8 protein-coding genes are annotated in these 15,181 nt (G+C 72.1%); 3 read left to right on the top strand and 5 right to left on the bottom strand.

The window, feature by feature from the left end; all coding sequences use genetic code 11:
• Positions 1-2,171, bottom strand: a 2,171-nt coding sequence (locus DXK32_RS26380) for a beta strand repeat-containing protein (RefSeq protein ID WP_247877361.1), incomplete at its 3' end; no start/stop codon positions are given.
• Between the two features lie 106 nt (positions 2,172-2,277).
• Here DXK32_RS26380 and DXK32_RS32390 point away from each other — a divergent pair.
• Together DXK32_RS32390 and DXK32_RS26375 are read left to right on the top strand one after the other, a co-directional pair.
• On the top strand, positions 2,278-2,460 hold the full coding sequence (locus DXK32_RS32390; RefSeq protein WP_162801357.1) for a hypothetical protein: 183 nt from the start codon (positions 2,278-2,280) through the stop codon (positions 2,458-2,460).
• Between the two features lie 203 nt (positions 2,461-2,663).
• Entirely contained in the window at positions 2,664-3,977 is a 1,314-nt protein-coding gene (locus tag DXK32_RS26375; RefSeq protein WP_114861226.1) for a tetratricopeptide repeat protein, read from the top strand.
• A 12-nt stretch (positions 3,978-3,989) separates the two neighbouring features.
• Here the strand turns inward: DXK32_RS26375 and DXK32_RS26370 are convergent, their stop codons facing one another.
• Genes DXK32_RS26370 through DXK32_RS26360 form a run of 3 tightly spaced genes read right to left on the bottom strand, consistent with a single transcriptional unit; the run spans position 3,990 to position 9,210 of the window.
• Entirely contained in the window at positions 3,990-5,900 is a 1,911-nt protein-coding gene (locus DXK32_RS26370) for a tetratricopeptide repeat protein (protein ID WP_114861225.1), read from the bottom strand.
• A complete protein-coding gene (locus DXK32_RS26365) occupies positions 5,900-7,702 on the bottom strand; it encodes a tetratricopeptide repeat protein (RefSeq protein ID WP_114861224.1) in 1,803 nt (600 codons plus the stop codon). The genes DXK32_RS26370 and DXK32_RS26365 overlap by 1 nt, the downstream gene beginning before the upstream one ends.
• Positions 7,699-9,210, bottom strand: a complete 1,512-nt coding sequence (locus DXK32_RS26360) for a tetratricopeptide repeat protein (protein WP_162801356.1) — start codon at positions 9,208-9,210, stop codon at positions 7,699-7,701. The genes DXK32_RS26365 and DXK32_RS26360 overlap by 4 nt, the downstream gene beginning before the upstream one ends.
• A 151-nt stretch (positions 9,211-9,361) precedes the next feature.
• Here DXK32_RS26360 and DXK32_RS26355 point away from each other — a divergent pair, with 151 nt between their 5' ends.
• On the top strand, positions 9,362-11,278 hold the full coding sequence (locus DXK32_RS26355) for a tetratricopeptide repeat protein (protein WP_114861222.1): 1,917 nt from the start codon (positions 9,362-9,364) through the stop codon (positions 11,276-11,278).
• Here the strand turns inward: DXK32_RS26355 and DXK32_RS26350 are convergent.
• Positions 11,259-15,089: a tetratricopeptide repeat protein gene (locus tag DXK32_RS26350; RefSeq protein WP_114861221.1), complete on the bottom strand. Its 3,831-nt coding sequence runs from the start codon at positions 15,087-15,089 to the stop codon at positions 11,259-11,261. The two genes, DXK32_RS26355 and DXK32_RS26350, sit on opposite strands and share 20 nt — an antisense overlap.
• Positions 15,090-15,181: the final 92 nt, after the last annotated feature.

The raw sequence follows: 15,181 nt of genomic DNA, 5'->3' as shown, positions 1-15,181 counted from the left end.
GTGTAGGTGTCGCTGTCCGACGCCACGGTGATCGTCACCGTCACCGTGTCGCCGATCTTCATCACGGCGTCCGGGATCGACACCGTTGTGATCGACGGCGGCGTCGTGTCGGGCGCCGCGGTGCTGTTCGTCACCGATTGGTTGGTGACGGCGTCCGGAGCGTTGCTCGCGGTGTCGGTCAGGGTGCCGGTGCCCGGGTTGTAGTCGAGCGTGACCGTTTCACCGTGGGCGACCGCCGAGGCCAGGGTGAAGGTCAGCGTGGCGGTGCCGGAGCCGCTGGCGTAGGTGGCGACGCGGCTCTGGCCGGCGACCGTGACGGTCAGGCCGGCGGCGCTGCTCGCCGACATGGCTTCGGCGAAGGTGACCGTCAGCGTCGTGCCGTTCACCGCCGCCGAGGTGATGGTCGGCCGGTTGGCGTCGATGCGGTCGGCGCCCTGGCTGATCGCCGTGGTGTAGGGGGTGTTGGAGTTGCCGGCGGTGTCGGTCAGAACGATGTTGACCGGGATGTCCGAGCCCGCCGCGACGTCGATGCCGCCGCTGGTCACCGTGAAGGTGGCGGTGTAGGTGGTCGCGTCGACCTTGGTCAGGTTGCCCAGCGTGAAGCCGCCGACCGTGCTGCCGTTGCCCAGCGTGTAGGTGTCGCTGTCCGACGCCACGGTGATCGTCACCGTCACCGTGTCGCCGATCTTCATCACGGCGTCGGGGATCGACACCGCGGTGATCGACGGCGGCGTCGTGTCGGTGGGAGCCGGCGGCAGGGAGATGTAGGTGTCCGTACCGCTCAGTGTCAGTGTCTGGTAGGGTGTGTAGATGGTTTCGACACCGGACACGAAGACGGTGCCGGCGGTGTCGGTGATGGTCACCACATCGTTGCCGGTGCCGCCGATCACGGTTTCCAGCCCCTCGACCTGGACCGTGTTGCCACCGGCGCCGAGGTAGATGACGTCGGTGCCCGCATTGCCGACGATGGATTCGACGGCGGACACCGTCATGGTGGCGCCCCTGGAGGTGCGCACCGTCACCACGTCGTTGCCGGCACTGCCGATCAGGGTTTCCAGCGCCTCCACCTGGATGGTGTTGCCGCCGGCGCCGAGGACGACGACGTCGTCGCCGGCCTTGCCGACGACCGATTCGATCGCCGACACCGAGAGGGTCATGCCGTCGCTGTTGAGCGCGACGACCACATCGTCGCCGGTGCTGCCGATCATCGTCTCGATCAGCGACACCAGCATCGTGCTGCCGGTGGTGTCCCAGGCGATGGCGTCGCCGACGATTCCCGTCCCGTCCCGGAGCGTGACATTGACGACATCCTTGCCGCCGCCGCCGATCAGGGTCGTGAGGCTCGCCACCGTGACGGTGTTGCCGATGTCGAGGAGGATGGCGGCGGTCCGGCTGCCGGTTCCGCCGACGATCGTCTCGATCGACGAGACGGCAAGGGTGCCGACGCCGGTCTGAAGCTGGGCCGTGCCGGTCTTGAAGGCCATCCCCACGACATCGTTGCCGCTGCCGCCGATGAGGGTTTCCATGAAGGCGACGGCCATCGTGTTGCCGCCGCTGCCCAGATAGGCAATATCGCCGCTGGAGCCGGACCGGCCGAGAATGATCTCGACGTTCTCCACGGACAACGTGCTGCCGGCCGACGATATGGCGACCATGTCGAAGCCGCTGGTCCCGATCAGCGTCTCGATCAGGGACACCGCGATGGTGTTGCCGACGGAGCCGGCGGCGTTGAGATTGATGACGTCCTTGCCGGCGCTGCCGACCAGCGACTTCAGATACCCGACCGACATGGTGTTGCCGGTGGTGCCGGCCAGCGTGATGAGGGCGGTGCCGGTGGTCGCGCCGATGATCGTTTCGAGGGATTCCACCACCATGGTGGTGCCGGTGCTCGTCAACAGGACCCGGTCGTTGCCGGAACCGCCGATCAGCGTCTCCAGGGCCTGGACCGTGATCGTGTTGCCGGCCGTGCCGGCCAGCGTCACGACATCCTTCCTCTGGGCCGATGTGCCGCCGATGAGGCGATCGAGGTTGGACACGGTCAGGGTCTGGCCCTGGGTGTTGAGCCTCGCGCCCTGGGTGCTGCCGTTGCCGACGATTCCCGACCAGGCCTCCGTCGAGGAGAAGACGTAGTCCGAGCCGCCCGTCAGCGTCAGTGTTCCACCAGCAGCCATCTCATCCCTCTCGCGTCGGCTTTTTTGGCTCCCCAGCCATGGAGGCAGGAGCGTGGCACTTTCCACAGACTGGCCACTACCTCTTAAGGGCGGGTAAATAAAGTTAATGTTCGGTCTGCGCCCGTTGGCCGAAAACCCGAATCATTGTGGTGGCATTGATCCCGTTGGCGAAAACGGTGAAGACGCATTGATCCCACGCAACGTCAGCCAAACGGGATTGAATTGCGAAACACCATGCCCCTCTGCTGAGTTTATCCATTTTCATCGCGCAGTGGTTGATGGTTTCTGAAAGCAATCAATTCTATTCGTGGCGATGTGTGGGGAAAAATGGTTATTGGTTATAAAATGCAACAATATGAATCCAATGATTGCGATTGCCTGCCCGGCCACGGTGTTGCCCGCCGGGACGGATGGTTGACAGCCGCGCGACCAAACGAGTCTATGGTCGCCGCGTGGTCCGGCGGTCCGGCCACGGCCAGCCGGGGGACGAGGATGGATCATGCGCAGGCCACGACCAGTCTGGAGGCCCTTCTCGCGGCCAATCCCCGTGACGGCGCCGCCTGGAGCACGCTCGGCCACCTTCTGCGCCGCGCCGGAAAGCTGGACGGCGCCATCGCCTGCCACCGGCGGGGCTTGGAGTTCGCACCGGAGAACGCCAGCATCTGGAGCAATCTGGGCAACGCCCTGGTGGAGGCCGGCCGGTTCGACGAGGCTTTGGCCGCGCATGGGGAGGCCCGGCGGCTCGAACCGCAAGCCCCGACCCTCCTCTTCAACAGCGCCGTGGCCCTGCGCAAGGCGGGGCGCTTCAAGGACACGCTCGCGATGATCGAGCGGGCGGCGGCGGACGGGACCGCCACGCCCGAGTTGCGGTGGGAGCGGGCGCTCGCCCGGCTGCAGATCGGCGACTATGTCCACGGCTTCACCGATTACGAGGCCCGGCGCGGGCTCGCCGCCTACCATGGCCGGCCACCCTCGGACCGGACCTGGAACGGCGGATCGCTGGACGGGCGCACGTTGTTCCTGTTCACCGAGCAGGGATTCGGCGACGCCATCCTGGCCGCGCGCTACATGCCGCTGGTCAGGGGGCGGGGCGGCCGGGTGCTGTACGAATGCCATCCGGAACTGCGCCGGGTGCTGTCGGGACTGGGTGCCGACGCCGTCCTGCAACCGGGAGACCCACCGCCGGCCTTCGACGTCGAGGCGTCGCAGATGAGCCTGCCGGGCCTGTTCGGCACCACGCTGGCCTCGGTCCCGCCGCCGGTGACCCTGACCGTTCCGGACTCGTCCCGCGAAATGGCCGCCCGCCGGCTCGGCGCGCGGGAGCCGGGCACGCTGCGCGTCGGGATCGTGTGGTCGGGGCGGGTGACCTTCGCCGACAACGGCCGGCGCGCCACCAGCCTCGCCCGCTTCCTGCGCTTCGCCGAGGTGCCGGGCGTGCGGCTCTACAGCCTTCAGAAGGGCCCGCCCGAGGCCGAACTCGCGGACAGCGGCGTCGCTGGCCATCTGGTGGCGCCGCTCGGCCCCGACCTGGAGGATTTCGCCGACACGGCGGCGATGCTGGAACAGCTCGACCTCGTCATCATGACCGACAGTTCGGTGGCGCACCTCGCCGGGTCCCTCGGCAAGCCGGTCTGGAACCTCGTGCAGCATGTCCCCTACTGGATCTATGGCTTTTCCGGCGACCGCACGCCCTGGTACCCGACGATGCGGCTGTTCCGCCAAGGTCCTGACCAGGATTGGGAGCCGGTGTTCGCCCGGGCGGCGGACGCCCTGCGCGAGGAGGTTCGCCGCCGCACCGGCCGATAGGCCGCCCGGCGCTCAGCGGTCCGCCACCGTTTTCTTCCGCTCGCCCGCGAGCCACGAGCGCCACATGGCGCGGTAGGCCGTCTCGACCGCCGCGGCGAAGCCGCGATGGTCGCTGAGCGCCGAGCGCTCCATCCGGTCCGTCATGCCGCGGCGCAGCGCGGCCAGACGCGTCGTGTCGCCGGCCAGGGCGACGGCTGTCTCAATGTAGCCGGCCTCGTCCGTGGCGATGAGCTCGGCCAGCCCGCAGTGGGTCAGCAGGCTGGCGCCCACCCGCGCGACGTGGTGACGGCCGGCGAGCGTGATCACCGGCACACCCATCCACAGCGCTTCGCAGGTGGTGGTCGTGCCGGTGTAGGGGAAGGGGTCGAGGCCGATGTCGATGCGGTCGTAGGCCCGCAGATGGGCGTCGATCGCGTCCATCGGGGCAAGCAGGTCGACACGGCCGGGGTCCACGCCGTCGGCGGCGAACCGCTGGAGACAGCGCGCGCGCGTCGGCGCGTCCGTGAAGGCGCGGCTCTTGAGGATCAGGCGGGCGGACGGCACGCGCGCCAGGATGGCCGACCAGACCCGCAGCACCTCCGGCGTCACCTTGGCGGCGTTGTTGAAGGAGCCGAAGGTCACGAAGCCGTTGACCAGCGCCGGCGGCTCCTCGCGCGGCACGGCGACGCGCAACGGCTGGAAGGCGAGGAACCCCCTGGGCAGGCGGACCAGCCGCTCGGCGTGCCAGGCGTCGGTGAGGCCCGGCGGGTCGGCGACCGCGTCGGTCAGGCGGTGGTCGATGGCCGTCATGCCGCTGGTGTCGGGATAGCCCAGCCAGGAGACCTGGATCGGGGCCGGCTTGCGGGCGAACAGCAGCGGCCGGCTTTGCGCCGTGTGGCCGGCCAGATCGACCAGGATGTCGATGCGGTCGCGCTCGACCAGCGCGGCGGCCGCCGCATCGTCCAGGCTGGTCAAGGACCGCCACCCGTCGGCCAGACTCCTCATGCGTTCGGTGATCGCGTCCTGCTGGTCCGAGGCGGCGTAGCAGAAAATCTCGACCGCGCCGCGGTCGTGCTCGCGCAGCAGGGGCTCGATGAAGTGGGCGCAGGCGTGGGCGCGGAAGTCGGGCGAGACATAGCCCACCCGCAGCCGCCGGCCGGGGGTCCGGTCATTGGAGAATTGCCGGTTCCGCGGCATCAGCGGCCGGGCGTGCCGCTCGTTCCAGTGGGTGTGGGCGCGGGCGATGACCTCCGGCGGAACCCAGGGCGTGTAGTGCAGGGCGAACAGCAGGTTGGAGTGCAGCAGGGCCAGGTCGGGGTGGCGTTCGATCCCGCTTTGGAAGACCGCGATGGCCTCGGCGATCCGTCCCTGCTCCTTCAGCGTCTCGCCGAGATTGACGACGGGTTGCGGCAGGTCGGGCTGCGCCTGCATCGCCGCCCGGTAGCAGTCCACGGCGCGGCTCGATTCCCCGAGGTCGCGGTACACGTCGCCCATGTTGCTGTGGGCCCCGCCCATGCCGGGCTTCAGCCGCAGCGCCCGGCGGTAGGCGGCGATCGCCCGGTGGTGCTCCCGCGCGGTCTTCAGGAGGTTGCCGGCGTTGAACCAGGCGTCGGCGTAGTCCGGAGACAGGGCCAGCGCCACGCGGACCGCCGCCAGCGCCTCCGCCGGCCGGTCGAGGTCGGCCAGAGCGCAGGAGAGGTTGCTGCGGATCGGCGCGTCGTCGGGCAGCGCGGCGACGGCCCGGCGGTAGCAGGCGGCGGCGTCCTCCCACCGCCCCGCGCCGCGCAGCAGGATGGCCAGATTGTTGTTGGCGTGGGCGTGCCCGGGATCGTCGCGCAGGATCGCCCGGTAGCCGGCCTCGGCGGCGTCGAGCCGGCCCGCCCGGTGATGCTCCAGGGCGGCGGCGAAGCTCCGCACCGCCGCCGTGTCGGCCGTGTCGTTCATCACCGCAGGCCCGCGCCGTCGAGGATGGCGAGCAGCCGGTCCGCCGCGCGGCCCCAGGTGAAGCCTTGCACCAGATGGTCGCGGGCCGAACGGTGGCCGGTGTCGCCGCCGCGGATGATGGCGGTCAGGATGTCCGCCGCGGCGTCCTCGTCCGGGTCCCACCAGTCGAGCCCGTGGAACGGCGGGTAGGCCTGGTCGCTGTAGGGCAGGCGGGCGGGGCGGACGGCCGCCGGGATCAGCCGGGCCACCCGGTCGTCGAGATAATCCACATAGGACGAGTGGCGCGGCGCGATCAGGTCCAGGCCCATGGCGCCGGCCTTGGAGAGGGGAAGGTCCCAGCCCTCGCCGTGCGACATGCTCCAGTAATGGGTCGCCGCGCGCAGCAGCCCGGTCATGTCGGCGTCCGACAGGAGCTGGTTGACCAGCACCACCGGCGCCGCGTCGGCCATCCGCTTCCCCACGGCGGCCTCGGTGTGCCGGACCAGATCGCCGAGTTCCGCGCCGAAGGCCGGGTTGTTCCCCTTGCCCAGCTTCAGGATCAGCACCGCGTCGTCGGTGCGCGCCGTGCTGCGCAGCCAGACCCGCAGCAGACCGTCGATGTTCTTGCGGGCAATGAAATCCGAGACGTTGATGAAGCGGTGCCGGTAGCTGGAGACCAGCCGCCCGCGCGGATCGACCATGGTCGGCGCGGGGGCGGCGCCCTCGGACTCCTCCGGATCGACGCCCAGGGGGCAGACCCGCAGGCGATCCTCCGGATAGCCCTGCGCCGCCCAGGCCATGCGGGACGATTCCGTGGGCACGATGACGAGATCGCTGTGCTCGCACTGGCGCCGCCAGGCCGGGGGTATGCGGGTTCCCTCGAACATCGAGAAGATCACCGTGGCCAGGCCGGGCACCCGCTCGACCGCCAGGGGGATGAGGAAGTTCACCAGGGCCTTGGCGGGAACCGGCGGGTCGAGGTCCTCCTCCCGCCAGGATTCGGGGCCGCCGATCCCGATGGCCTGGAGGGGCACGGCCCGCCGGCGCAACGTCCGGATGAAGCGCTGGCAGAAATAGCCGTAGCCCGTGGCGCTTTCCAGGGCGCCGCGGACGGCCAGCCCCCTCGGCGTTGCCGGTTCCGATCCGGAGACCGCCGCGGCTGCGGCGGTCCGGTAGCGCCCGCAGCGCGCCAGCCCGTTGATCGCCTCGGAAAGGGTCGGGTCGAGCCGGAGCGCCCGGTGGAAAAGCCCGGCGGCCTCGTCCTGCCGGCCGAGCCGAAGCAACGTCTCGCCGAGCTGGACGTGAGCGAGCGCGCCCTCGGGAGCGATCGCGATCGCCCGGCGCAGGCTGTGGACCGCGGCCGTGAAGTCGCCGGCGAGCACCCCGATCAGGCCGACATTGTACCAATGCACGCTCGGGCCGGGAGCGAGCCGGGCGGCGCGCAGCAGGAACCGGACGGCCCCGTCCAGGTCCCCCATTTCCTGAAACACCGTGCCCAACCGGCTGAAGAGGGGCGCGGATTCCGGCTGCAGGGCCGCCAGCGCACGCAGGGCGCGCGCGGCGGCCGGCCACTCCCCGTGGTGTTGCAGGACGATGCCGAAGTTGGTCAGCGCGGCGGCGTGCCCCGGAGCGCTGCGGACGGCGTCGCTCAGGGCCTTCCTGGCCGCGCCGTCCTGGCCGGCCGAGAACAGCGCGGCGCCGAGCAGGTTGAGCGCGTCCGGCTGCCCCGGCTCCGCCGCCAGAACGGCCCGGCAGGCGTCGATGGCCTCGGTCAGCCGCCCGGCGCCGTACAGCCGGGACGCCGCGTCGATCCCGCCCGTCATGACACCCCCGCGGCGCGCCGGGCGATCGTGGCGTCAATTTCGGCGGCGATCCGGACCATCACGCCGTCCCAGTCGTTGCGGCGCGCCATGCGGAACAGCCGGGTCTGCGGGTACCAGGGCGTGCGGTCGGGATGGCGCATCCAGCGCCAGTCCCCCAGCCAGGGCAGGGCCAGGAACACCGGACGCCCCATGGCGCCGGCGATGTGGCCGACCACGGAATCGCAGGCGACGATCAGGTCCATGGCCTCGATGATCGCGGCGGTGTCGACAAACCCTTCATCCTCGTCCTTCCCGTCCCTGCCCGGCAGCGAAACGATCCCCAGCCGGTCGTCGGGCCGCTCCCACCGGCCGGGTCCGTCCGCCTTCTGCAGGCTGTAGAGCCGCACCCCGGAAAGGTGCGACAGGCGCGCGAAGCGTTCCAGCGGAATCGAGCGGTCGGCCCCCGCGGCGCGCCACTGGATGCCCACACGGAGCGCGTCCCGTGGTCCCGCCTCGGCGATCCGTCGCCGCCAGATGGCCGCGCGGTCGGGATCGGCCCGCAGATACGGGACGCCGCCGGGAATCGTCGCCGCCGTCGTCCGGCAGCGGTGGGGCAGGCTCATCAGCGGAACGAGGCAGTCGGCCTCGGGCAGCGGCTCGCCGCGCGCCACCAGCCGGTCGATGCCCGGAACGCCGGCGAGGAGGCGCTTGAGCGGCGGCTGGCATTCGAAGACCGTGCGGGCGCCCATGGCCTTGAGCAGCGCCATGTAGCGGATGAACTGCACGGTGTCGCCGAGCCCCTGCTCGAAATGGACCAGGATGGTCTTGCCGTCCAGCGGGCCGCCGTCCCACAGCGGCGTGCCGGGACGGTCGCGGTTCCACTGCCAGACGGCCTGGCGGGTGCGCCATTCGTACTCGGCCGTGCCCTCCGCGAAATTTCCGGCGGTGAGCAGGCTGACGCCGAGATTCTTGCGATGCTCGGCGCAGTCCGGCTCAAGCCGGACGGCCCGTCGGTAGCTCACGGCGGCGTCTTCCGGCCGTCCTTGCGCCAGGAAGGCCGCGCCCCGGTTGTTGTTGGCCGCCGCCGCGCCCGGTTCCAGAAGCACGGCCAGCCGGTAGGCGGCCTCGGCCCGTTCGGGTTCGTCCACGGCCATCAGCGCGTTGCCGAGGTTGAACGCCGCGTCCGGGTGACCGGGCCGCAGCGCCACGAGACGGAGAAGCGGCGCCACCGCCTCGCCGGTCCGGCGACGCTCGATCAGCAGCGATGCCCACTGGAACAGCGTGTCGGCGTCGTCCGGCCGCAGATGGAGGGCGGCCCGCAGCGCCACCGCCGCGCCGTCCAGCCGCCCCAGACCGCGCAGCACCAGCCCCAGGACGAACCAGACCGCCGGATGCTCCGGCCGGATCGCCGCCGCCGTTCGGAAGCAGCGCACCGCCTCGTCCAGCGATTCGGCTTCGACACGACGCAGCCCGGCGCCGAAGCACCGGTCGAACGCTTCGCCGGCCCCGTCGAACGTCGCCTCGATCACCCACCCTCTCCATCCAATCGGTTGGCCCGGCAAATGGGCCCGGCAAATGGGTTTTGAATTGCCGCGCCCGATGGTAACCCTTTTCCCGATGATTTCACGCTCCGCACGCCTCCTCGACGGTCCGGGAGGGGCGGTGGCGCCGAGGGAAAGCATGAGCACGGCCCGGCATTTCGCGTCCCCCGCCGAAGCGCTGGGCTACGCCCTGACGCTGCATCAGAACGGCCGGCACGCCGAATGCGGCGCGGTGTGCCGCGCCATCCTGGCCGTCCAGCCGGACCATCACGGCGCGTCCTTCCTGCTGGGCGTCACCGCCTTCGCGCTGGGCCGGGCCGAGGAGTCGCAGCGCTGCCTCGCCCTCACCATCGCGCTGAAGCCGGATCTGGCCGACGCCTGTTTCAATCTGGCGCTGCTGCTGCGGCGCCGGGGCCGTCTTGCCGAAGCGGCGGCGCTTCAGGCGCGGGCGGTCCGGCTGGCCCCTGGACTGGCCGACGCCGGGCCGGTCATCGCCCTTGGCGCGATGCTGCGCGAGTCGGGCCGGCCCACGGCGTCCCGCGCCGTTCTGCGCCGGGCGGCCGCGCTGGCGCCGGACGACGCCGAAGCGTGGCGCGAGTCCGGCCACGCGCTGCGCGACGCGGGCGAGCCGGGCGCGGCGGCCACGGCCTATGGGCGGGCGTACCGGCTCGACCCCGGCCGCACCGAATCCCTCGGCGACCAGCTTCATGCCGCCCTCTCGCACTGCGACTGGGCTGGTTACGACGATCTGTGCCGGGAGATGCTGGCGGTCATCGACAGCGGCCGGGGGATCGCCCTGCCGCTGCTCACCCTGATGATCGACACCGGCCCGGCGCGGCAGGACCGCGCCGCCCGCCACTTCCACCGCGCGGTGGTGCAACCGTTGGCGCTTCCGCAAGCCGCCGTTCCGGCGGCGCCTCCCCCCGGCGGCGGGCGGCTCACCGTCGCCTACCTCTCCGCCGACTTCCACGAGCACGCCACCGCCTATCTGGCGGCCGAGCTGTTCGAGCTGCACGACCGCAACCGCTTCCGCGTCGTCGCCTGTTCCTACGGTCCCGACGACGGCAGCCCGATGCGGCGCCGGCTGAAGGCCGCCTTCGACGCCTTCCACGACATCCGCGGCTGCGATGCGGAGGCGGTGCGGGCGCTGTTCGCGGCCGAGGGCGTCCACATCCTGGTGGATCTCAAGGGCTACACGCGGCACGTCCGCTTCGACCTTCTGGCGCGCCGGCTGGCGCCGGTCCAGGTCGCCTATCTCGGCTATCCGGGGACGCTGGGCGGCGACGGCGTGGACTACGTCATCGGCGACCGCTTCGTCACGCCGCCGGAGCATCAGCCCCATTACCGGGAGCGCCTGGCGATCCTGCCGCACTCCTATCAGGTCAACGACCGGCGCCGGCCGCTGGACGCGCCCGTGCCGGACCGCGCCGCCTGCGGCCTGCCGCCGGACGGTTTCGTCTTCTGCGCGTTCAACGCGCCGTTCAAGATCACCCCGTCGCTGTTCGGGCTGTGGATGCGCGTGCTGGCGCGGGTGCCGGGGAGCGTGCTGTGGCTGCAGCAGCCCGGCGGCGACGGTGCGGACAACCTGCGGCGCGAGGCGGCGCGGCGCGGTGTCGATCCCGGCCGTCTGGTCTTCGCCCCCCACAGGCCGCAGGCCGGGCACCTCGCCCGCTACCGTCTGGCCGATCTGTTCCTCGACAGCTTTCCCTACACCGGCCACACCACCGTTTCGGACGCCCTGTGGATGGGCCTGCCGGTGGTGACGCGGATGGGCGACACCTTCGCGTCGCGCGTCGCCGCCGGCCTGCTGAACGCCGCCGGCCTGCCCGAGACGGTCACCGCAAGCTTCGACGGCTACGAGGCGCTGGCGGTGCGGCTGGCCGGCGATCCGGCGACGCTCGCCGGCTACCGCCGCCGTCTCGACGCCGGGCGGGCGACGGCCCCGCTGTTCGACAGCCCCCGCTTCACCCGCCATCTGGAGAGCGCCTACCGGACGATGTGGGACCGCCACGCCGCCGGTCTGCCGCCCGAGTCCTTCACGGTGCCGCCCCTGTAGCCTGAGCCAACGCCGCGCGAACGGCGGCGACGACGGACGCCCAGTCGCCCGGCGCCGCCTGCCGGAACAGGCGCATGGTCGGGTACCAGGGGGTGGTGTCGCCGCGCTCCAGCCAGCGCCAGTCGGCATTGTCCGGCAGCAGGGTCCAGACCGGGCGGCCGAGCGCCCCGGCCAGATGGGCCGGCGCCGTACAGGAGCTGATGACGAGGTCCAAATTTTCCATGATCGCCGCGGTGTCGGCGAAGTCGGCGATCTCCGCGCCGAGGTCGGTGAAGGACGGCGGCAGCGGCCCGCAGGTCTCCAGGTCCCGCCGTCCCGCCCCCTTCTGCAGGCCGAAGAAGGCGACGCCCGGAACGTCGAGCAGCGGGCGCAGGGCGGCCAGCCCCGGCGAGCGCCGGCGGTCGTCCTTGAACTCGGGGTTGCCGGCCCAGACCAGACCCACTCGCAGCTCCGTCCGCAGCCCGGGCGGCGCCCCCATGCGTGTCGCCCAGGCCGCCGCCAGCGCCGGTTCGGCGCGCAGGTAGGGAACGTCGGCCGGAACGGTCGCCAGCGTGGTGCCGAGCCGGTGCGGCAGGCTGAGCAGAGCGGCGTGGGCGTCGTGCGGCGGCGTTGCGTCGGATCGGCCGACGATCCCGTCCACACCGGGGAGCGTGGCGAACAGACGGACGAGACGGTCGTTGCACTCGACGATCACGCGGGCGCCCCGGCGGCGCAGCAGGGGCGCGTAACGGACGAACTGGATGCCGTCGCCGAGCCCCTGCTCGTCGTGCAGCAGGATCGTCAGGCCCTCCGGGTTCCCGCCGTCCCAGACGGGAGTCGGCAGGCCGCGCGGGGTGACCTGACGGTCGGCCAGACGGGTGCGCCACTCGTATTCCCGGAACCCCGCCTCCAGCTCGCCGCGCAGCAGCAGGCAGGTGCCGAGCAGGGTGTGCGCCTCGGCGTGGTTCGGGTCGCGGTCGAGGACGCGGCGGCACTGGGCCTCCGCCTCTGCGATGCGCCGCAGCTTGCTGAACACCAACCCGAGATTCAGACGGGCCGACGGGAAGTCCGGGGCGACCGCCACCGCCCGGTGCAGGACGCGGGCCGCCTCTTCGTCCCCGCCGGTCCGCAGGGAGAGCGCAAGCCCCAGGTTGCTGAGCACGCCGGGCTCGGCGGGGGCCAGCGCCAGCGCCCGGCGTCCGGCGCCGACCGCCGCGTCGTGGCGGCCGAGATTCTTCAGCGCGATGCCCAGGTTGGCGCGGGCGCGATGGTCGTCGGGGGCGAGGCGGACCAGCTCCCGCAGCACGCCCTCCGCCTCGCCGTAACGCTGGCGCATCAGCAGCGCGTGGGCGAGATGGAAGCGGTGGAAGGTGCCCGAGGGGTCGAGGACGGCGCAGCGGCGCAGCGGCCCGACCGCGTCCTCCGGCGCGTCGCGGCCGAGCGGCTCCATCGCCAGGGCGTGGAAGGCGTCGATGGACGCGGGGTCGAGGGCCAGGGCGCGACGATGCTCCGATCCGGGCTCCGGCGTCGGCTTTTCCGGAGCCGGGTCCGGGTCCGGCGGTGGGGCGTCCGGCGAGATCCAGCCGAGCGCCCGGAAATGACCGATCCGCTCGCGGATCAGCCGGGGGAAGCCGGCGTCGATGGGGACGGGCGCCAGGGAGGTCCACATGCCGGGAACGGCGCCGCCGTCGAAGCGCCCGGTGGCGTAGAAGCGGTCCAGCCGCTCCCGGTTCGCCGCCGGGTCCTGCTCGAACGCGGCGATCATCTCGCGGTGCGCGAAGGCCTGCAGCTTGGCGCGGAAGCGCTCGATCCCGCCCATCCAGGTGAAGTGCCAGCCGGCGTCCGGGACGACCCGCCCGTGCCCCAGCTTGGTCAGGTAGCGGGCGCGGTTGGCGCCGATCCGGCGGATCAGCTCCCACGGGGCGGCGGCCACCGACACCCAGGGGTCGGGCGATTTGAGGTCGAGGAAATAGAGGAAGATGTCGAGGTGCGGCGCGAACAGCGCGCGTCCGTCGTCCGGTTCCCGGCGCAGCCGCTCCATCACCCAGGGGCGGAGGATCTCGTCGGCGTCCGACACGACGATCATGTCCGTCGGGTCGCAGCCGTCGAGGCCGCGAGTGATCGCGTCGCGCTGGTGGGCCTCGCGCTGCCACGCGAAGCCGCCGGGGTCGTCGTCGACGACGACGTGGATGATCTTGTCGGCGTAGGCCGCGAAGCGCGCGCGGTTCTCCGCGTAATGGAGGGGCTTGGGATCGCCGGCGTGGGTGAAGGTCGCCTCGACCAGGACGAAGCGGTCGACCACCGCGTCCAGCTCGGCCAGCCGCACCTCCAGGAGGTCCAGCTCGTTGTAGAATTGGAAGCAGTCGTAGACCCGCCGCCCGCCGGGTGGCGGGGCCGCGGGTGGCGGGGCCGCGGGCGGCGGCGCGTCCGTCAGTGTCGTGACATAGGCGAACCAGGCGTCGAACCCGCGCAGCGTCGTCCAGACGGCGGACCGGTTCTCCTCCGTGTTGTGGTCGAGCCGCAGGGACCGCTCGACGAGCGCGATCAGCGCCCGCGCCTCCGCCCGCCAGGCCTGTTCCCCCTCGGCCGGGGGGCGGGCGTTCAGATGGGTGCCCAGCGCGCCGAGCAGGCGCTGCTGCGCCTCGGCCAGATCGGCGATGATGGCAGCCGCCGTGCCTGCCGCCGTGCCTGCCGCCGTGCCTGCCGCCGTCCCGCTGCGCAGCTCGCCGAGCCACGCCAGCCAGTCCCCGGCCCGGCCAGCCCAGTTCATCGCGGCGGTGACGTGGCCGACCTGTTCGCGCAGCCGGCGTTCGGTCGCCGGGCGGTCGTCGCGCCACGCGAGCAGGGCCGTCCGGGCGGTCTCGGCGAAGCGGACCGCGTGCTCCGCCGGGTCCTCCGGGACGGGGATCAGCCGGGCGAAGCCGGCCGTGGTTTCCGGCAGCGCCCCCAGCGCGCTGGACACGACGAGGCAGCCGGCGGCCAGCGCCTCCATGACGGCGATGCAGGAGGTCTCGGCGAAGCGGTTGGGGTAGGCGAGGCCGGTCGCGCCGCGCAACGCCTCGGCCAGGGCGTCCTGGGAGACCGCCCCCACATACTCCACCCCCTCGGTCTCGCGGCAGCGCCGGTAGAGGGCGTCGTAGGGGTCCCGGTCGGCGGAAACCTGATAGCCGTCCAGGCTGGAGTACACCCGGACGGTGGTTCCGGGGATCGCCGCGCGGAGCAGGGGAACGCTGTCGAGCAGCACGTCGAGGCCGCGGAAGGGCGTGCTGGTGTAGGCCAGGACCGGCGGCCAGGGCTTCGCCGCCCCGATGTCGGCCCCCGGCGCAAACAGGCCGGAGAAGGCCGGGGCGATGCCGTTGCGCAGGATGCGGCAGCGTCCGGGGTCGAGGCCGAAGGCCGCGAGGTAGCCGTCCATCTGCCAGCGGCTGACGAAGGCGAAGCCGTCCCAGCAGGCGCGCGCCTCCGGCTCCGCGACGCATTGCGCGGCGGGCTGGTCGATGGCGTGCTGCATCCACAGGATCAGCTTCCGGCCGCCGTCCAGGGCCGCGCGCAGCCGGACCAGCGCCTCCGTCGGGCAGCCGTTGAGCAGCACCACGACGTCGAAGGCGCGCAGGCCCTCCCAGGACACCGCGCCGGCAGGCAGGCAGCGCACCCCGCGCACCAGGCCGGGGGTCCGGGTGCCGTTGACCAGCGTGACCTCCTGCCCGGCGGCGGCCAGCGCCTCCGCGAGGTAGCACAGGGCCGACTGCGAACCGCCGAGCGGGCAGAGGCGCGGCGTGTCCGGCGTGTAGTCCCCACCCGCCGGGTCGAGAAAGGCGATCTTGACGGTCATGCTGGCTCGGGCATGCTGGTTGGGGCTGGTTCGCTCGCACGTGATGGCTGGCGCGGACCAGCGGCTCACGCTGTGGATCGGCGCCGGCGTTC

The organism is Azospirillum brasilense, assembly GCF_003349955.1.
In the GTDB taxonomy this organism is placed as follows: domain Bacteria; phylum Pseudomonadota; class Alphaproteobacteria; order Azospirillales; family Azospirillaceae; genus Azospirillum; species Azospirillum brasilense_B.
Note: the sequence above shows the minus strand (reverse complement) of the source record. Positions and strands in the feature narration are given on the sequence as shown.